The following is an 18953-nucleotide window of genomic DNA, read 5'->3' on the forward strand; positions in this document are numbered from 1 at the left end:
GAGAAAATGCCTGTTCTTGTCCGCGCGTCGTGCTCAGCTGCGCCCGTCCAGCCGGACAAAGTCCAGCACGCTGCCCTGTCCGGGCATCACCTCGCTCCAGCTGTCGACCTGAAAATCGACGACCAGCGTGGCGGCGGTCGGATAGCGGCGGAATTCGGGATCAATGGGCGCGCGCGCCGGCAGTTCGGCGGCGAATTCGGCAATGCCGGGATTGTGGCCGATCATCATCACCGTGGGCGCGGTCGCCGTGCGCAGCACCGCCAGCATGGTTTCCGGCGAGGCGTGGTAGAGCTGCGGCACGAAACGCAGATTCGGCCGCACCTCCAGCGGGGCGATGGCAACGCGGTCCCAAGTTTCGCGCGTGCGCTCGGCAGGTGAGCACAGCACTTCCTCGGGCTCATAGCCACGGCTGGCCAGCCAATCCCCCAACGCCCGGGCCGCGCGCCGGCCGCGATCATTCAGCGGCCGGTCGTGGTCAAGCTGACCCGGCACCTCCCAGGACGATTTCGCATGGCGGGTCAGGATCAGACGGCAATGTCCAGAAGGTGTCATGCAAAAAGCCTTTGCGGCCAAGGGTGATCGGAGTTGAAGCCTGCCACAGCTGTCACGCCACAGGCAAGCGGGATCAGAGGGTCAAAGTTCGCTCTCGCCCTGACGCAATCCACGCGGTTTGACGCGCGGCTCGGTCGAGCGGATCAACGAGCCGGCACCATGTTCGGTGAACAGCTCCAGAAGCGACGCATTGGGCACCCGCCCGTCCAGAATCACCACGGCACGCACGCCATCCTCGATCGCTTTCAGCGCCGTTTCCGTCTTCGGAATCATGCCGCCGGCGATGGTGCCATCGGCGATCATCTCGCGCACATGGTCGGGGTGCATCTGCGTCATCACCTCGCCCTCGGCATTCTTGACGCCCGAAACATCGGTCAGCAGCAGCAGCCGGTCGGCCTTGAGCGCGCCGGCAATGGCACCGGCGGCGGTATCGCCATTGACGTTGAAGGTCTCGTTGTCCTCCATGCCGGTCGCCACCGGAGCGATGACCGGGATCAGCCCGGCATTGTAGAGGTCGCGGATGATCTGCACGTTCATTTCGACCGGACGGCCGACAAAGCCCAGTTCCGGGTCGTCCGGCTCGCAGACCATCAGGTCGTCGTCCTTGCCCGAGATGCCGACCGCGCGGCCGCCGGCGTCGTTGATCGCCTGCACGATGCGCTTGTTCACCAGACCCGACAGCACCATCTCGACCACCTCGACCGTCTCGCGGGTGGTGACGCGCTTGCCGCGCACGAAATGGCTTTCGATGCCCAGCTTGCCCAGAAGCTCGTTGATCATCGGGCCGCCGCCATGGCAGACGACCGGGTGGATGCCGACCTGCTTCATCAGCACGATGTCGCGGGCGAATTCCGCCATCGCATCGTCGTCGCCCATCGCGTTGCCGCCGAATTTCACCACGACCACAGCACCGGAATAGCGCTGCATATAAGGCAATGCTTCCGAAAGGGTGCGGGCGGTGGCAATCCAGTCACGGTTCATGTTCTGCTTTCTCATCAGGGGCCCCTGGGTTCGTTGCGGCGGAGCCTAGGGCGCAGAGCCGGATCAGTCCAGACCCGCGATGATCGTGCGCAGGGTCGCGATGCCCTGCCCCTTGTCCGAGCTTGTGATCACGATCTCGGGATAGGCGGCGGGGTGCTTTTGCAGCGCCTCGCCGACCTGTTCGACCACCGCATCCAGCGCCTGCTTGCCGATCTTGTCGGCCTTGGTCAGCACCACCTGAAACGGCACCGCCGAGCGGTCCAAGAGCTTCATGATCTCGTGATCGACATCCTTGACGCCATGGCGCGAGTCGATCAGCGCAAAGGCCCGGCGCAGGGTCGCGCGCCCGGCCAGATAGTTCTTCAGCAGCGCCTGCCATTTGGCGACTACAGCGACTGGCGCCTTGGCAAAGCCATAGCCCGGCAGGTCGACCAGATAGGCCTGCTCGCCCAGCGTGAAATAGTTGATTTCCTGCGTGCGGCCCGGCGTGTTCGAGGCGCGGGCCAAGCCATTGCGCCCGGTCAGTGCATTGATCAGGCTGGATTTGCCGACGTTCGAGCGGCCGGCAAAGCAGACCTCGGGCCGGTCGGCGGGCGGCAGACCGTCCATGGCGACGACGCCCTTGACGAAATCCACCGGCCCCGCGAACAGCTTGCGCGCGGCCTCGGCGACCTCGGCCTCGGGTTCGGGGGCAATGGGAAATGCGACTTTCATGCGCGGATCTCGTCGTTCAGGGCGATCTGGCCGCCGGTGACCACCTCGGCATAGATGCCGAAATCGCTATGGCCGAATTGCGCCTTCAGCGCCTCGGGCATGTCGCCGTCGATCTTGCCGGTTTCGGTATTGGCGCTGGTCGCGGGGCAACGGCCGATGGTTTCGGTGACGCGCAGTTCGGTATCGCCCACGGTCAGGACATGCCCGACCAGATCGCGCTCGGCATAGGGCGCCCAGCCCTCGACCCACAGATTGCCGCGCCAGCGCTCAATGCCCAGCGGCCGGCCCAGCCGCGTTTCCAGATCGCGCAGGCTCGACAGCGACAGGATCGAGATCCAGGGTTGGGCCACATCGGTCCAGCCGGTCGGTCCCTGCACCAGCCGGGTCGGCTCGGGCTTGTCAGCGGGCCAGAGCGGGCCCAGCCAGTCGATCAGCCGCGCGCCCTCGGTTTCGGGATCAAAGCTCAGCTCGCCCTGCTCGGGATGGTGCAGCCGGATCGGACCGTCGGCGGCGGCGTCGCCCCAGCCGCCCGACACCGCCTGCAAGCCCGAGGCCGCCGCACCGCGCAGAAAGCAGGATTTCGGCAACCAGCGCTCCGGGCGCGGCGTGTCGCCGGCGTGACGCTCGCCGCCTTGGGTCAGCACCGCCCACAGCCGGTCACCGGGCAACCGCCGCGCCGCCTGCAAGGGCGTCGCGGTGATGTCCTCGCCCCCGATCGACTTGATCGGGTGGCGCCGGATGCGGGCGATATGGGCGGTCATTTCCCGCCCTTGGACTTTCCGTCATCCCGTTTGCGTGCCGGGATGCTGGAGCGGATATTGCCGAACAGGTCGGGCCGGTGGCCGTGCATCGACATGATCGTATACTGCTGCAAGATCGTGATCGTGTTGTTGGTGATCCAGTAGAGCACCAGACCCGAGGCAAAGCCGCCAAGCATGAACATGAAGATCCACGGCATCCAGGCAAAGATCATCTTTTGCGCCGGATCGGCCGGGGCCGGGTTCAGGCGCTGCTGCATCCACATCGAGATGCCCAGCAGGATCGCCAGCGCCGGCAGGGTAAAGCTGTGCAGGAAGCTGCCTTGGCCCGGGGTCGCCCAGGGCAGCAGGCCAAAGAGGTTCCACAGGCTGGACGGATCGGGGGCCGACAGGTCATGGATCCAGCCGATCCACGGCGCGTGGCGCAGCTCGATGGTGACGAAGATCACCTTGTAGAGCGAGAAAAAGATCGGGATCTGCAACAGCACCGGCAGGCAGCCCGCAGCCGGGTTCACCTTTTCGCGCTTGTAAAGCTCCATCACCTCTTTTTGGTATTTCATCCGGTCGTCGCCGGTCCGCTCCTTGATCGCCTCCATCTGCGGCTGCAGTTCCTTCATCTTCGCCATCGAGATGTAGGATTTGCGCGCCAGCGGGAAGACCAGCAGCTTCAGGATGAAGGTCAGGGCGATGATCGACCAGCCCATGTTGCCGATGAAACCGTGCAGCCAGTGCAGGACGTGGAAGATCGGCTTGGTCAGGAAATAGAACCAGCCCCAGTCGATCGAGTCGACGAAACGTTCGATGCCCGGATTCTGCTGATAGCCGTTGATGGTTTCCCAGACCTTGGCGCCGGCGAACAGATAGCTCGACGAGGTGCCGGTGGCGCCGGGGGCCACGGTCTGCAAGGGCATCCGGGCTTCGGTCTGGTAGATGTCGGCGCCGGGCGCATATTTCACCACGGCGGTAAAGGCGCTGCCCGGGGCCGGGGCCAGCGTCGTCATCCAGTATTTGTCGGTAAAGCCGATCCAGCCGTTTTCCTTGACCTCGACCAGCTGGGCCGGGCCTTCGGCGCCATTCGGCTCCAGCTTGGCCATGTCCTTGTATTTCTCTTCCAGCAGCTTGCCGTCGGTCATGCCGACCGCGCCTTCGTGCAGGACGAAATAGTTCTGGGTGTCGGGTCTGCCGTGGCGGGCTAGGATGCCATAGGGCGCGGCCGAGAACGGCGCGGTGCCGGTGTTTTCCAGCGACTGGGTGACGGTGAACAGGAACTTGTCATCCAGCGCATAGGTGCGGCGGAAGATCTGGCCGGCGCCGTTGTCCCAGCGCAGCACGATGTTCTTGCCGGGCGCCAGCACATCGCCGGATTCCACCTGCCACAGCGTCGCCGGGCCGGGCACCAGCTTGGGGTCGGTGCCGGGGCCGGGTATCCAGCCATAGACGGCGTAATAGGGCTTTTGCACCGTGGCGGTCAGATTGCCGCCGGGCGCCACCGCCGAGCCATCGGCCTTGAGCCCGGTCTGGGCGGTCGGCGACAGCAGGCGGACATAGGGCGAGCTGTCGTCCAGCGTCTCGTGATAGCCGGTCAGCTCCAGATCGTCGATGCGGCCGCCGGCCAGCGAGATCGAGCCCTTGAGCGAGGGCGATTCGATGGGCAGACGCTGCGCCTGGGACGAGGGATCGGCATTGGCGGCCAGAGCCGGGGTCGCGCCCTCGGCCACCGCGCCTGCGGCTTGCGGGGCCTGCGCGGCCTGATCCTGCACCGTCTGGGTGGTGGCGTCGGGTGGCGTCTGCGGCGCCGGCTCCGGTGCGAAGAAAATCGACCAGACCAGGATGACGAGGGCGGAAAGCACCATCGCCAGGATGAGGTTGCGGTTGTTGTCTTCCATTCCGGACCAGCCCTTTGTCGTCCAAGGCCCCGTAGGGTTCGCGCCGCTTCAACAGAAGCAGCCGCCAAAGGTCAAGGGAATTTGCCCGATCCGGCCCGATCGGCCGGGGATTGCCGGGCCGCGCGGCCTCCCCTGCCTTCTCAGGGGCGGGTGCCGGGTGCTGCGGGTTCGGGCGTGACGCGCTGCAAGGGCAGGCCGGCATCGCCCCAGGCATCGGCGCCGCCCGGAAACCAGTAGAGCCGGCTGTAGCCCGCGCCATGCAGCCGTTTCAGCGTATTCCAGCTGACCCAGCAATCGACCTTGCAAAAGACCACGATCTGGCGCGCCTTGTCACCGCCGGTCAGCCGGGCAAGGTTGCGGTCCAGATAGTCCTGCTGCCATGGCTCTAGCCGGCCCCAGCCCACCACCGGCAGCCAGACTGCGCCCGGCAGGCTGTCGCGATGCTCGGGTGTCAGGAAGCGGCCATCGGGCGCCAGCTGATAGTTCCGCAGCCCCATCACATCCAGCAGCAGTGCGCCCTGCCCGGCCAGCGCCTGCACCTCGGCGATGCCGATGCTGCGCGCGCCCGGCGCGGTGTCGGGCACCGGGGCGCGGTATTGCGTCATGCGATAGCCCTGCGCATCGAACAGCGGCTCGGCCCTGCCGGGCGCTGGCGCAAGCACCGGCAGCAGCCCGGCCAGCAAAGCGGCAACAAGGGCAATTCGACCTTTGGACAATTTTGCGCTCTGCCTCTTTCATGGAACCTGCCGGGACGGCACGACCGCCGGCAGCAGCATCCTAACGGGCGGCGCGCACGTCACATATGCGACTGAAGTCGACAGGGAGAGGGCGATGACGGTCATCATCTCGGACATGCTGCCCGGCGGCACGGCAGGGCTGATCCAGCCCGCGACAGGCGATGCGGCGACCGGCGGCGATGCCTTCGACAGCGGCATGTGGCCCACGCATCGCGCCGAATATCTGGGCGCCGATGCGCCATGGCGGCAGGATCCGGCCATGGTTGTGCTGGCGCCGCGGGCGGCGGAAAACTCGGCCCATGTGCCCTTCGTCATCGATGCCACCGCCCTGCCCGGCGTGGTCGAGCGGATCGTGGTGACGGTGGATTACAGCCCCTTTGCCCATGCGCTGACCTTTCACCCCGGCCGCGCCCTGCCCTTTCTGGGCTTTGGCGTGAAATACGAGGTGGCGGGCGCGTTGCGCGCCTCGGCCCGGATCGGGGGTGAATGGCATGTCGGCGCGGCATGGGTCAGCGCGCTGGGGGGCGGCTGCAGCGCGCCCGCGGCGGTCCATGCCCGGCCCGACTGGCAGCAGGGCTTTGGCCAGATGCGCGGCCGGCTGTGGCAAAAAACCGGACGGCTGGTGGTCAGCATCCGGCATCCGCAGGACACCGGGCTGGCGGATGGCATCCCGGCGCATCACCTGACCGAGCTTGCGCTTTACGACGCCCAAGGCGCGCGGATCGCCAATCTGGAGCTGTTCGAGCCGCTTGAGGAAAACCCCACGCTGACCTTCGTGCTGCCGCCCGATCTGGCACGTCAGCCGGTCACCATCCGCTCCCGCGACAATCTGGGCGACAGCTTCACCGGCACGGTCCGGCCCGACGCATGAGGATGCGCGCGCCCCTGTCCCTGTCGCGTCGCCAGCTTCTGGGCAGCGCCACCGCCTGCCTGATTGCGCCGCTTTGCCCCGCGCGGGCGGCGGATCGCAACTATGAGCTGGCACCCGTTGAACGCGCCCCCGGCGTCTGGATGATCGAAGGCGCGCGCGAGGTGTTTTCGCGCCAGAACGGCGGCGCCATCGTCAATATCGCGCTGCTGGAAACCCCAAAGGGCGCCGTGGTCATCGACACCGGCTCGACCGGCGGCATGGGTGCGGCGATCCGCGCCTTTGCCGATCAGCGGCTGGGCGGGGTCGCCATGGTGCTGAACACCCACCACCACCCCGATCACTGGTTCGGCAATGCCGCCTTCGAGGATTGCCCGCTGCTGGCGCCCGCCCCTGCCATCGCGGCCTGCACGCAATATGGTGGCGATTTCGCGGCCTCGCTTTACGCCATCCTCGGCAGCTGGATGTCGGGCACCCGACCATTGCCCGCGCGCCAACCCACCGCCGAAGGCCCACTGGAGGTCGGCGGCCGCAAGCTCGTGTTGCGCCAGATGGCCGGGCATACCCTCGCCGATCTGGTGGTGATCGATCAGGCGACCGGCACGCTGATCGCGAGCGACATGCTGTTTCTGGACCGCGCGCCCAGCCTGCCCGATGCCGATTACGACAGATGGCTGGCCGGGCTGGATCAGCTGGCGCGGCTGTCGCCTTCGGGCACCATCCCCGGCCATGGTCCGTTTCACCGCGATGGCGCAGCCTTGGCGCAGACCCGCGCCTATCTGACCGCCACGCGCGCCCGGCTGGATCTGGCGGCGCAAACCGGGCTGACGCGAATCGAGGCGATGTCGGCGGGGCCGGCGCCCGAATTCGCCCATCTCGGCGCCAATCCCGAGGAATATATCCGCTCGGTCGTGCAGCGCTGGCCCGATCACGAAACCACCGCCCTGCCGGTGATCGGCGGGGCCTGACCGCCCGCCGCAGACCACGCCCGAAACACCCGTCCCGCACCCGATCCGGCGCGCGGCCCCTGTTCAAGCATTTGAATTCACGACATTCCGTTCCGCGCCCTGCGATTCGCGCCCGCTATTCGACCAATGGACAATTTCTCGTGTATCGCGGTTTGTTGAAATTGGGGTGGTCAGACACGTCACAGCCACCAAGGACGCCCCTCATGTTTCGCAAGCCCGGATCGCTCGCCGCCCCGCTCATCTTTGTCGCCGGGATGGCCTTTGCGCATGGCGACACCGCGCCGCGCGCCGTGGACACCACCGGCCTGCCGGATCTGCCCGAGGAAATGGCCACCGAAAACCCATGGCGCAATGCCGAGGGCGATCTGCTGTTCAAGGCGGTCGAGATCGGCGGCAAGGGCTTCAACAGCAACTGCGCGCGCTGCCACGGGCTTGAGGCGATCTCGGGCGGGCTCGCCCCCGACCTGCGCTTTCTGGAAGCCAATGACATGGGCGATGAATGGTTTCTGGACCGCATCCAGAACGGCTATGAACAGAACGGCGCGGTCAAGATGCCGCCCTTCAAGGGCATCCTCAGCCAGGAAGCGATGTGGGCGATCCGCACCTATATCGAGACCCGCCCCGATGCCGATGCGGTGACCGAACGCGCCAGCGACATCACCGCGCTGCGCGACCGCATCAAGGAATTGCCCGCCACCGCCAGCACCGATGAGGTCGAGGTGGTCGCGGGTGAGCTCGACAAGCTCGGCAGCACCTTCGAGCCGCTGTCGGGCGCGCCGCGCACCATCACCCCCCTGCAACAGGCCGCGCATCTGCTGCGCACCGGCGTCAGCCACGCCCCGATGGCGGCCGAGATGGTCTCGGGGATGCTGCGCAACTGACGCCCCCGCAGGCCGCGCCGTCCGAGGAGCGGCGCAGCCCAGCGGCCTGAACACCGTGCCGGACACCACGACCGGCGCAACCACCCAAAGGCAAGGGCAGGCCCGACGCCGCCCGAATGGAGGAGAACCCAAGATGAATGCGCTTTTGAAGCTGACGGCGGCCAGCGCCATCGCACTCACCTGCGCCGGCGCGCTTTTCACGCCCGCTCAGGCCAAGGACGTGAGCTGGGACGACATCCTGAACGACAGCGAAACCACGAATGACGTGCTGATGTATGGCATGGGCACCAATGCCCAACGTTATTCGACGCTGACCCAGATCAACGCCGAGTCGGTCAAGCATCTGCGGCCGGCATGGGCGTTTTCCTTTGGCGATGAAAAGCAGCGCGGTCAGGAATCGCAAGCCATCGTGCATGACGGCGTGATCTATATCACCGGCTCATATTCCCGCATCTGGGCGCTGGACGCCAAGACCGGCAAGCGGCTGTGGAAATTCGAGGCGCGCCTGCCCGAAGACATCCGCCCCTGCTGCGACGTGGTGAACCGCGGCGCGGCGATTTACGGCGACAAGGTGTTCTTCGGCACGCTGGACGCCAGCATCTATGCACTGAACAAGGACACCGGCAAGGTCGTCTGGCGCAAGAAGTTCGAGGATCACAAGATCGGCTATACGATGACCGGCGCGCCGACCATCGTGAAGGACAAGGAAACCGGCCGCGTCATGCTGATCCATGGCAGCTCGGGCGACGAATTCGGCGTGGTGGGCAAGCTTTATGCCCGCGACGTGGACACCGGCGAGGAAATCTGGATGCGTCCCTTTGTCGAGGGGCATCAGGGCAAGCTGGCCGGCAAGGACAGCACCATCACCGGCGATCCCAAGGCGCCGAGCTGGCCCAACACCCCCGATGGCAAGAAGGTCGAGGCCTGGAACCACGGCGGCGGCGCCCCCTGGCAATCGGCCAGCTATGATCTGGAAACCAACACGATCATCGTCGGCGCGGGCAACCCCGCCCCCTGGAACACCTGGGCACGCACGCCGGGCGACAGCCTTTACACCTCGGGTCAGGCCTATGTGAACCCGAAGGACGGCGAGCTGATCGGCTTCTACCAGCACACGCCGAACGACGCCTGGGACTTCTCGGGCAATAACGAGATCATCCTGTTCGACTACAAGGACAAGGATGGCAAGTCGCACCGCGCCGGCGCCCATGCCGACCGCAACGGCTTCTTCTATGTGACCGATATCGACGCGCTCTCGAAACGCGGTGGCGACATCAACCGGCCGACCGCGCTGCTGAATGCCTTCCCCTTCGTCGACGGCATCACCTGGGCCAAGGGCATCGACCTGAAGACCGGCCGCCCGATCGAGAACGAAGGCCAGCGCCCGCCGCTGCCCGAAAAGGGCGAGGACAAGGGCAAGACCATCGAAGTCTCGCCGCCGTTCCTGGGTGGCAAGAACTGGAACCCGATGGCCTACAGCAAGAAGACCGGGCTGTTCTACGTTCCCGCCAACCACTGGAAAGAGGATTACTGGACCGAGAACGTCACCTATCAGGCCGGCGCCGCCTATCTGGGTCAGGGCTTCCGCATCAAGAAGCTCTACGAAGACCATATCGGCACGCTGCGCGCCTTTGACCCGGCCACCGGCGAGAAGAAATGGGAACACAAAGAGAAATTCCCGCTTTGGGCCGGTGCGCTGGCAACGGCAGGCGATCTGGTGTTCACCGGCACCTCGGACGGCTTCGTCAAGGCCTTCCACGCCGAGACCGGCGAGCAGCTGTGGGAGTTCAACACCGGCTCGGGGATCGTGTCGCAACCGATCACCTGGGAACTGGACGGCAAGCAATATCTGGGCATCGCCTCGGGCTATGGCGGCGCCGTGCCGCTGTGGGGCGGCGATATGGCGACGCTGACCACGCAGGTCAGCCAGGGCGGGTCGTTCTGGGTCTTCGAGATCCCGAATGAGCTGATCACTGCCGCGAAATGATCCCATAGGCGGGGCCGGCTTTCCGGCCCCGCCACCATCTTTGCAAGGGTGCTGCCATGTCGAAACTGACCCCCATTCTGGCCGTGATGCTGGCCTGCGCCGGTGGAACGACCAGCGCCGGCCAGGTTGCGCCGCCCATCGCCTCCGGCGGCGGCTTTCCGATCATCGTCGATGAGCCCACCCCGCACGAGGGGCCGCTGGTCATCGGCGGCTGCGAGATCAAGCCCGGCGCCTCATGCCCCGGCGTCGATCTGCGTCATGCCGACCTGCGCGGGCTGAAGCTGAACGGCATCGACCTGAAAGGCGCCAAGCTGACGCGCGCGAATTTCTTTGGTGCCGAGCTGAAGGGCGCCGATCTGTCGGGCGCCGACCTGCGCGGCGCCAATCTGGAAATGGCGCAGATGCAGGGCGTGCATATGCGCGACGCCGATCTGACCGGGGCCAATCTGGATTACTCGCGCCTTGCGGGCGCCGATTTCTCGGGCGCGGATCTGACAGCCGCGACGCTGGAGGCCGCGACCGCGCATAAGGCGAAATTCGTCGGCGCCAAGTTCATCGGCGCCAATCTGATGGAGACCAAATTCTACAACGCCGATTTCGCCAATGCCACGCTGGAGGGCAATCACGCCCCCTATGCGATCTGGGAAGGCGTGCATATGGACAATTGCCACGGATGCCCCGTCGATTGGTGATCGCCGCCATAGCCGCGGCGGGTCTGGGCATTGGCCCGGCCGCGCCGCGCGATCTGGAGGGCGCGCTGGCCGCCTGCCGCGCCATCGCGGCCGAGGCCGGGCGGCTGGCCTGCTATGACCGGCTGGTCGCACCGACGTCGCTGGCGCATTTCGCGGGCAAGGGCAGCGCGGTCACCGCAGCCTTTACGCTGGACGGTCCGGCCCGGCTGGATTTCGCCAGTCAGGACGTGGTCATGGTGATCTATCTGCTGGATGCAGAGGGGGCGGTGGTGCAGAACCTGCACCGCGCCGGCGCGGGCGAGGGCTCGTTCCTGATCCGCCGGCCCGGCACCTACAGCATTCAGGTCAATGCGACGGGCGAATGGCAGATCGAGGTCCTGCCCGAACCCGCTGCACCACAGGGGTGAACCGGGTCGAAATGGGTTTGTCTTGCCCCCGGCCCGATGGCATCCTGAAACGGATTGCGCCGCAAGGCGCAGGCAAGGAGGAGATTATGGCCCAACCCGCGCCCCGTGCCATTGCGGCACCCGGCTTTGTCACGGCGCTGATCGTGGACGATCACCCGCTGTTTTGCGACGCGCTGGCCATGACCCTGACCGGGCTCGTGGGCATCCGCGAGGTCGAGACCGCCCGGACGCTGGAAACCGCCTTTCAGCATATCGCCCGGCAGGGCCGGCCCGATGTGCTGGTGCTGGACCTGAACCTGCCCGATGTGAACGGCGTCGATGGTGTGGTGCGCATGCGCCAGCAAAACCCGACGCTGCCGATCATCGTCGTGTCGTCGCTGACCGACCTGCGGGTGATCCGCGCCTCGTTGCAGGCCGGCGCCTCGGCCTTTCTGCCCAAGCATGCCGAGCGCGAAGAGATCTGCGAGGCTTTCCTGACCATGGCGCGTGGCGAGCCGCATTCCAGCCGCCGCCTGCTCGACAGCACCGCAGCCGCCCCCTCGGACGAGGCGCTGCAACGCCTGTCGCAGCTGACCCGGCAACAGGCCTGCATCCTGCAACTGGTCTGTTCGGGGCTGATGAACAAGCAGATCGCCTATGAGATGTCGATCGCCGAAACCACGGTCAAGGCGCATGTGACCGCGATCATGCGCAAGCTGGGCGTGCAAAGCCGGATGCAGGCGGTGCTGCTGGCGCAATCGGCCAGCTTCTCGGCCCTGTCGAAAGAGGGCTGAACCGCAGGTGCATCCCGACCCGGCCCCGACCCACCCAGCCGATACCCCGTTTGCGCGCGCCTTTGCCCCGGCCGGGGCCAGCGATGCCGTGGCCCGGCTGAAACGCGACCTCGGACCCGGGCCGTTCAGCCTGGTCATGCTGTTCATCTCGCCCGAGGCGGATCTGGCGCGCATCGCGCGCGAGGCGCAGGACGCGCTGCCCGCCGATCTGGTGCTGGGCTGCACCACGGCGGGCGAGATCTCGCAACAGGGCTATGACCAGAACAGCATCGTGGCCTTTGGCTTTGCCCGCTCGGATTTCGCGGCCAGCTGCATCCTCGTGCCCGACCTCAGCCGGATCTCGCGCCATGGCCTGACGCAAGAGCTGTTGCAGACGCGCCAGCGGCTGGCGGGCGAACATGCCGGGCTGGCGCATGAATTCGCCATCCTGCTGGTCGATGGCATGTCGGTGCGCGAGGACGAGCTGGCGGCGGCGCTGGCCGTCGGGGCGGGGGCGATGCCGCTGATCGGCGGCTCGGCCGGCGACGGCATCCGCTTTCGCGAGACATGGCTGTTGCATGGCCGGCAATTGCTGCGCAACGCCGCACTTTTATGCATCCTGCGCGGCAAGGGGCCGGTCAGGCCCATCAACATCGACCATCTGCAACCGACCGGGCTGCGCATGGTCGTGACCCGCGCCGATCCGGCCTCGCGCACCGTGCAATGCATCAATGCCGAACCGGCGGCGCGGGAGTATGCCCGGCTGCTGGGCAAGGATCCGATGCAGCTGGACCCGTTCACCTTTGCCGCCCATCCGCTGGCCGTGCGCATCGGCGGCCAGCACCATGTCCGGGCGATCCAGCGCGCCCTGCCCTCGGGCGAGCTGGTGTTCTTTTCGGCCATCGACCGCGGCGTGGTGCTGACCGTGACCGAGCCGCTGCATCTGGAACGCCATCTGGACAACGCGCTGCAGGCGCTGTCGCAGCCCGCGCAGCCGACGGCGATCCTGGCTTTCGACTGCATCCTGCGCCGGATCGAGGCGCAGGAAAAACAGATGACCGGCGCCATCTCGGCCCTGCTGCGCCGGCATGGCGTCACCGGCTTTTCCACCTATGGCGAACAGGTCGGGCCGATGCATGTCAACCACACGCTGACCGGCTTTGCCTTTTATCCGCCCGGCACCGATCTTGCGGCGGAACCGGCATGACCGAGCACCTGACGGGGCGCATCTCGGACCCGCTCATTGACCCCACCGCCCCGCCGCAGGCCAATGTCGAAAAGCTGCTGGTCATCGCCGAGGCCTTGATGCTGCACAACGAACAGCAGCATGCCGGCAGCGGCCTTGCCTTCGAGGAATTCCGCCGCGCCGCCGTGCTTGAGGACCGGGTGCGCCAGCGCACGCAGGATCTTGAGGCGACGCTGAAACTGCTCAATCAGGCCAATGCCGCCGCCGAACAGGCGCGCCGCGACATGGCACAGGCGCTGGAGGCGATCGAAGAGGGCTTTGCGCTTTTCGACGCGCGGGGCACGCTGGTGATGTGCAATTCGCGCTTTTGCCGGGCGCTGCCGGATGTGAAGCCGCTGATGGTGCCCGGCATGTCGCTGCGCGCCTATATCCACACCTGCAGCAATTCGGAACATCTGGCCCTGCCGCCCGGCGCCACCCCCGCCGACTGGGAGGAGGAACGCCTGCGCCACCACCGCCAGCGTCAAGTCTTTAACGTCGAGCTGACGGGCGACCGCTGGCTGCAGGTCAGCGAACAGCATGTCGCCGATGGCGGCACGGTGATCCTGCAGACCGACGTGACCGAGATCATCCGGGCCGAGCGATCGGAACGCGGCCGGCTTCTGGACAATCAGGCCCGGATGATCCGCGCCACGCTGGAACATCTGGATCAGGGGGTGGCGATATTCGATGCCGCGCGGCGTCTGGTCGGCTGGAACTGGCGGCTGGCGCAATTGCTGGCGCTGCCCTCGGCGGCGCTGCGTCAGGGCCGGCCGGTATCGGCGCTGCTGCGGCTGGTGCGCGGCCAGTTCGTGCTGAGCCGCGAGATCGCGCCGCGCCATGTGCTGGACTGGCTGCGCGGCAGCCGCGGACGGGCGCCCCTGTCCTTCGAGATGCGTCAGGCCTCGGGGGTGGTGCTGGCGGTCTCGGGGCAGGAAATGCCCGGGCGCGGCTTTGTCATCTCGCTGTCGGACGTGACGCGCGAGCGCATGGCGATCCATGCCATGCTGCGCGCCAATACCACGCTGGAGGCACGCGTCATCGCCCGCACCGAACAGCTGGCCGAGGCGCTGGCCCGCGCCGAACGCGCCAGTGCCACCCGCGCCCGTTTTGTCGCCGCCGCCAGCCATGACCTGCTGCAACCGCTGTCGGCCGCCAAGCTGTTCGTGACCGGCGCCCGCGACGACGCCCGCCAGCCCGCGCTGCGCGACACGCTGGTCAAGGCGCATAACGCACTGACCAGCGTCGAGGCGATCCTTGGCGCGCTTCTGGACATTTCGCGGCTGGAATCGGGCGGCAGCGAGGTCGAGATCACCCCGGTCGATCTGGGCGCGCTCTTGCGTCAGCTGACCGACGAATTCGCGCCCTCGGCGGCGGCCAAGGGGCTGCGGCTGACCATCCTGCCCTGCCGGCGCGTGGTAATGAGCGATGCGACCTATCTGCGCCGCATCCTGCAGAACCTCATCAGCAACGCCATCCGCTATACCGCGCAGGGCCGCGTGCTGATCGGCCCGCGCCGCATCGCGCAAGGCGTGCGCATTCAGGTCCATGACACCGGCCCCGGCATCTCGCCCGAGGATCAGCAGGCGGTGTTTCGCGAATTCCACCGCGTCAACGGCTCGGCCTCGGCTGCCGATGGCATGGGGCTGGGCCTCGCCATCGTCGAGCGCGCCTGCCAGCTGCTGAACCACCCCTTGCGGCTGCAATCGCGCCCCGGCACCGGCACCTGCTTTTCGGTCGATCTGCCGCAGGCCGCCGACCATCTGCGCCCCGCCCAGCCGCAGATGCCGCCGCATATCCCGGTCGAGCCGGGCGAGAACGGCGGCCGCATCGTGCTGCTGGTCGAAAACGATGCCGAATTGCGCAATGCCATGTCCCAGACGCTGGAACGGCTGGGCGTCAGCGTCATCGAGGCCGAGAACGGCGAGGCGGCGCTGGAACTGCTGGAGGAGCTCGGCATCGCCCCCGATGTCTGCCTGATCGACTATCAGCTGGGCGAGGGCATGTCGGGCGTCGATCTGACGCAGGCGCTGTTTGCCCGCCATGGCGCCCTGCCCGCGCGCATCATCACCGCCAATCGCGCCCCGCAGATCCGCGCCGCCGCCCGTGCCGCCGGGCTCGACATCATGTGGAAACCCGTCAGCCCCGAGGATCTGGCCGCCTTCGTGCTGGCCGATCACGCCGCCGCGCGCTGAACGGCGCCGGGCTATTTTGCCACAGCCGCCACCCGGCTTGCCGCACCGCAGCAAGGCCCCTGCCCTTTCCCGCGAAAATTGTCTATTTGCCCCCGTGTCGCGCCCCCCGCCAGGACCCGCCCCGCCGCGACCACAGGCATGTTTCAGACAGGAGCCGATCTTGGCGCATGTGCAAGGCCGCGATCTTCGTTCCTCACTCGTCGCGCTTTGCGCCCTGAATTTCTTTCTGGCCGATGCCCGCGACGGGCTGGGCCCGTTTCTGGACGGCTTTCTGGTCACCCAAGGCTGGCAGCCGGTCACGCTGGGGCTGGTCGCGACCATCGGTGGCCTGCTGGGCATGATCGCCACGCCGCTGTTTGGCGCCCTGATCGACAGTTCGCACCGCAAGCGCATGCTGATCGTGCTGCCGGTCATCGTGATGACGCTGGCAGCGCTTTGGACGCTGTCGCAGCCGGACAATGCCTCTGTCTTTGGCGGTGGCGCGGCCACGGCCATCGTCGGCGCGGTGATCGGGCCGGCGCTGATGGGCCTGACGCTGGGGCTGGTCGGAGAGGCCCGCTTTCCCACCCAAGTGGCCCGCAACGAGTTCTGGAACCACGCCGGCAATGTCGTCTCGCTGATCGGCGTCTATCTGGCGGCGCTGTGGTTCGATACCAGCGGCATCGTCGGGCTGATGATCCTGACCGCCATCGGCGCCATTATCGCCACGCTGGCCATCGACCCGGCGCAGATCGACCATGATGCGGCGCGCGGCCTGCCGGAGCGCGATGGCGCGCCCGGCCCCTCGGGCATCGCGGTTCTGGCGCGGAACCGGGGCATCTTGGCGCTGGCCATCGTGCTGCTGATCTTTCACTTCGGCAATGCGCCGATGAGCCGGCTGATCGCGCAAAGCTTTTCGCTGCAGCTTGGCTCGCCCTTTCGCACCACGGCGATCACCACGGGCGTGGCACAGCTGGCGATGATCGCGGTGGCACTGGCCGCGCCGCGAATGATCCGCTGCTGGGGTCTGGGCACGGTGCTGGCCATTGCGCTGGCGGCGCTGCCGGTGCGCGGGCTGATCGCCGGTGCCTTTGAGGGATTCGCCACCATCTATCCGGTGCAGATCCTTGACGGAGTAGGCGCGGGCCTGATCGGCGTCGCCACCCCCATCGCTGTCGAGCGCATCCTGTCGGGCAGCGGCCGCTTCAACCTTGGGCTGGCCGCGGTGATGACGGTGCAGGGAATTGGCGCCTCACTCAGCAATCTGGTGGCGGGATGGCTGACGCAGATCGGCGGCTATGGGCTGGCCTATTGGGTGCATGGCGGCGTCGCGGTTCTGGCGCTGGCGCTGTTTCTGGCCTGCCGCCGTCAGATCGCGCCCCCCGCCCCGCGCGGCTAGGGCAGACGCGACAGCAAAAGGCCGCCCCAAAGGGACGGCCTTTTTCGCAGGAAAACCAGTTGGATAACTGGTGCCGGTGAAGCGTCTCGCCCCCCGACCCCATCATTACGAATTATATCCACTTAGTTTTGCCGGGAATTGCCAAGGACGGACGCGCTTTGCGCGGATCGGTTATCATACTGTATTAAATGCATTATTTTTATAGCATCCATCGCAGGCTGTTTGCGTCTGAATGACGCCATTTGCCCTGCGCTGGTTCCACCGTGGTTCCACGGATCCCGCAGAGAATGAGGTCGATGCATGCCCAAGATCACCAAGACGGCAGTAGACGGGATGGAGGTCCTGCCCGGACAGGAAACCTATCTGTGGGACTCGGCGCTCGCGGGCTTTGGTGTCCGCGTGACGAAAAGCGGTTCCAAGAGTTACGTGCTGAAATACCGCACGCGCACCGGACTGTCACGCAAGATGGTCCTCGGTCGCGTCGGCACGCTGACCGCCGACGAAGCACGCAGGCAGGCGATCAAGACGCTGGGCGAGATTGCCACGGGGGGTGACCCCTCGGCTGATCGCAAAGCTGAACGGCAGCGCATGACGGTGGCAGAACTGGCCGATCTTTACGTCGAGGCGATGCAAGACAGGTGGAAGACCAACACCTACAAGACCAATACCAGCCAGATCGAAACCCATATCAAGCCGCTTATCGGCAAGCTGCCAGCTCCGGACCTTAGCTATGCTGATGTCGAGCGGATGCGCAGGACGATTGCGCGCGGCCGAACAGCGAACAAGCCTCGCGGACGTGGCGGCGCGACCGTTGGGGGTAAGGGAGCCGCAACCCGTTCCGTAGTCGTGCTTGGTGGCATTTTGAACCATGGCATGCGTCTGGATCTGGTGTCACGCAATGTTGCCGAAAAGGTGATCAAGGATCCGATCGGCAAACGAACAAGGTTCCTGTCGTTTGCGGAGCTCACGCGACTGGGTGAAGTGCTGGGCGACAGCCCGGGCGAACCGTGGGCGGGCCTTCAGGCAATCAGGTTCCTGCTGCTGACAGGGTTCCGCCGAAATGAAGCCCTGCGCCTCAGGGGGAACGACTGCCACCCGGAACAAGGCTATATCGCGTTGCCCGATACCAAAACCGGGGCACAACTGCGCTCTGTGGGGGCCATCGCCTTCGAGGGTCTGACCCTTCACAACGAAATCTGGGTCTTTCCTGGCTGCCGAGGTGAAGGGCACTTCGTGGGTTTGCCAAAGTGCCTTGGACGGGTGTGTGCCGAGGCAGGGATCCCGGGCATCTCGGCGCATACCCTACGCCATACCTTTGCCGCCACAGCTGCGACACTGGGCTACTCCGAATTGACCATCGCCGGTCTTCTGGGCCATTCGGCTGGCAGCGTCACCGCGAGATATGCGCATGTTGCCGATATCGCGCTGAAGAGCGCTGCGAACCGGACCGCCAATGCCGTGGCGGCGGCACTTGAAGGTCGCGATCCCATGACCATCGAAGGATCACAGCAATGAATGGCATAGTCAGGGCCAGATTCGCTGCGAGGGTTCGGAAGTGGTTTGACGTGGAAAAGCCGTCAGCAGCGACCCGACCACCTGCCCAAAAATGGTGCACGACAGTCATACCTGTCAATCGGCATCCAAACGGCCCCCCCGATCGGCGCCCAAAAGTGACCCCTTTGGCGCGCGGTTGAGCAGGCCCGTGGCGGCGTAGCTTTCCAGCTGGCGCAGCCGACGCGGGCCTGCGTTTCGGAGGGGGTTCAGGCTCGGGTTTTGATGCGCCAGCTGTCGTTGCCGGTCTCGACTATATCGCAGTGGTGGGTGAGGCGATCGAGCAGCGCGGTGGTCATCTTCGCGTCCCCGAAGACGGTCGGCCACTCGCCGAATGCGAGGTTGGTGGTGACGATGACGGAAGTCTGCTCGTAGAGCTTGCTGACCAGATGGAACAGCAACTGGCCGCCGGACTGCGCGA

18 protein-coding genes are annotated in these 18953 nt (G+C 66.3%); 11 read left to right on the forward strand and 7 right to left on the reverse strand.

Annotated features, from left to right (window positions below; translation table 11 throughout):
• Nucleotides 1–33: 33 nt before the first annotated feature.
• The 6 genes from GL279_RS08610 to GL279_RS08635 all read right to left on the reverse strand — a co-directional run bounded on the left by GL279_RS08610 (nt 34) and on the right by GL279_RS08635 (nt 5607).
• On the reverse strand, nt 34–552 hold the full coding sequence (locus GL279_RS08610) for a SixA phosphatase family protein (protein ID WP_155064222.1): 519 nt from the start codon (nt 550–552) through the stop codon (nt 34–36).
• 81 nt (nt 553–633) lie between these two features.
• Complete coding sequence (argB, locus tag GL279_RS08615) at nt 634–1533, reverse strand: acetylglutamate kinase (protein WP_155064242.1); 900 nt, start codon at nt 1531–1533, stop codon at nt 634–636.
• A 63-nt stretch (nt 1534–1596) separates the two neighbouring features.
• A complete protein-coding gene (gene yihA, locus GL279_RS08620) occupies nt 1597–2247 on the reverse strand; it encodes a ribosome biogenesis GTP-binding protein YihA/YsxC (protein WP_155064223.1) in 651 nt (216 codons plus the stop codon).
• Nucleotides 2244–3008 carry an MOSC domain-containing protein gene (locus GL279_RS08625; RefSeq protein WP_155064224.1) on the reverse strand — a complete coding sequence of 255 codons (765 nt, stop codon included), beginning with the start codon at nt 3006–3008 and terminating at the stop codon, nt 2244–2246. The genes yihA and GL279_RS08625 overlap by 4 nt, the downstream gene beginning before the upstream one ends.
• Nucleotides 3005–4891 (reverse strand): membrane protein insertase YidC, encoded by a 1887-nt coding sequence (gene yidC / locus GL279_RS08630; protein WP_155064225.1) that lies wholly within the window; start codon nt 4889–4891, stop codon nt 3005–3007. Before yidC ends, GL279_RS08625 begins: the two co-directional genes overlap by 4 nt.
• 140 nt (nt 4892–5031) lie before the next feature.
• Complete coding sequence (locus tag GL279_RS08635) at nt 5032–5607, reverse strand: rhodanese-like domain-containing protein (RefSeq protein ID WP_155064226.1); 576 nt, start codon at nt 5605–5607, stop codon at nt 5032–5034.
• Nucleotides 5608–5722: 115 nt separating this feature from the next.
• On the opposite strand from GL279_RS08635, the gene GL279_RS08640 reads away from it, so the two are divergent.
• The 11 genes from GL279_RS08640 to GL279_RS08690 all read left to right on the forward strand — a co-directional run bounded on the left by GL279_RS08640 (nt 5723) and on the right by GL279_RS08690 (nt 18496).
• Entirely contained in the window at nt 5723–6499 is a 777-nt protein-coding gene (locus GL279_RS08640) for a quinoprotein dehydrogenase-associated SoxYZ-like carrier (RefSeq protein WP_155064227.1), read from the forward strand.
• Nucleotides 6500–6501: 2 nt separating this feature from the next.
• On the forward strand, nt 6502–7464 hold the full coding sequence (locus GL279_RS08645) for a quinoprotein relay system zinc metallohydrolase 1 (protein ID WP_246175247.1): 963 nt from the start codon (nt 6502–6504) through the stop codon (nt 7462–7464).
• A gap of 203 nt (nt 7465–7667) precedes the next feature.
• Nucleotides 7668–8345, forward strand: a complete 678-nt coding sequence (gene pedF / locus GL279_RS08650) for a cytochrome c-550 PedF (RefSeq protein ID WP_155064229.1) — start codon at nt 7668–7670, stop codon at nt 8343–8345.
• Between the two features lie 133 nt (nt 8346–8478).
• Entirely contained in the window at nt 8479–10332 is a 1854-nt protein-coding gene (locus GL279_RS08655; protein WP_155064230.1) for a PQQ-dependent methanol/ethanol family dehydrogenase, read from the forward strand.
• Nucleotides 10333–10388: 56 nt separating this feature from the next.
• Nucleotides 10389–11024: a pentapeptide repeat-containing protein gene (locus tag GL279_RS08660; protein ID WP_155064231.1), complete on the forward strand. Its 636-nt coding sequence runs from the start codon at nt 10389–10391 to the stop codon at nt 11022–11024.
• Nucleotides 11006–11431, forward strand: a complete 426-nt coding sequence (locus GL279_RS08665) for a hypothetical protein (protein ID WP_155064232.1) — start codon at nt 11006–11008, stop codon at nt 11429–11431. Before GL279_RS08660 ends, GL279_RS08665 begins: the two co-directional genes overlap by 19 nt.
• A gap of 86 nt (nt 11432–11517) precedes the next feature.
• Nucleotides 11518–12204 carry a response regulator transcription factor gene (locus GL279_RS08670; RefSeq protein ID WP_155064233.1) on the forward strand — a complete coding sequence of 229 codons (687 nt, stop codon included), beginning with the start codon at nt 11518–11520 and terminating at the stop codon, nt 12202–12204.
• Between the two features lie 7 nt (nt 12205–12211).
• Entirely contained in the window at nt 12212–13390 is a 1179-nt protein-coding gene (locus tag GL279_RS08675) for an FIST signal transduction protein (RefSeq protein ID WP_343039752.1), read from the forward strand.
• The gene (locus GL279_RS08680) at nt 13387–15603 is read left to right on the forward strand and encodes a hybrid sensor histidine kinase/response regulator (RefSeq protein WP_155064234.1); all 2217 of its coding nucleotides are present in this window, start codon (nt 13387–13389) and stop codon (nt 15601–15603) included. Before GL279_RS08675 ends, GL279_RS08680 begins: the two co-directional genes overlap by 4 nt.
• A gap of 169 nt (nt 15604–15772) precedes the next feature.
• Nucleotides 15773–16981, forward strand: coding sequence for an MFS transporter (locus tag GL279_RS08685; RefSeq protein ID WP_343039754.1), 1209 nt, complete (start codon nt 15773–15775; stop codon nt 16979–16981).
• Nucleotides 16982–17281: 300 nt separating this feature from the next.
• On the forward strand, nt 17282–18496 hold the full coding sequence (locus GL279_RS08690) for a tyrosine-type recombinase/integrase (RefSeq protein ID WP_155064236.1): 1215 nt from the start codon (nt 17282–17284) through the stop codon (nt 18494–18496).
• A gap of 245 nt (nt 18497–18741) precedes the next feature.
• Here GL279_RS08690 and GL279_RS08695 read toward each other — a convergent pair.
• On the reverse strand, nt 18742–18953 hold a 212-nt coding region (locus tag GL279_RS08695), incomplete at its 5' end, for an ATP-binding protein (RefSeq protein ID WP_028031281.1).

Source organism: Paracoccus limosus (assembly GCF_009711185.1).
In the GTDB taxonomy this organism is placed as follows: Bacteria; Pseudomonadota; Alphaproteobacteria; order Rhodobacterales; family Rhodobacteraceae; genus Paracoccus; species Paracoccus limosus.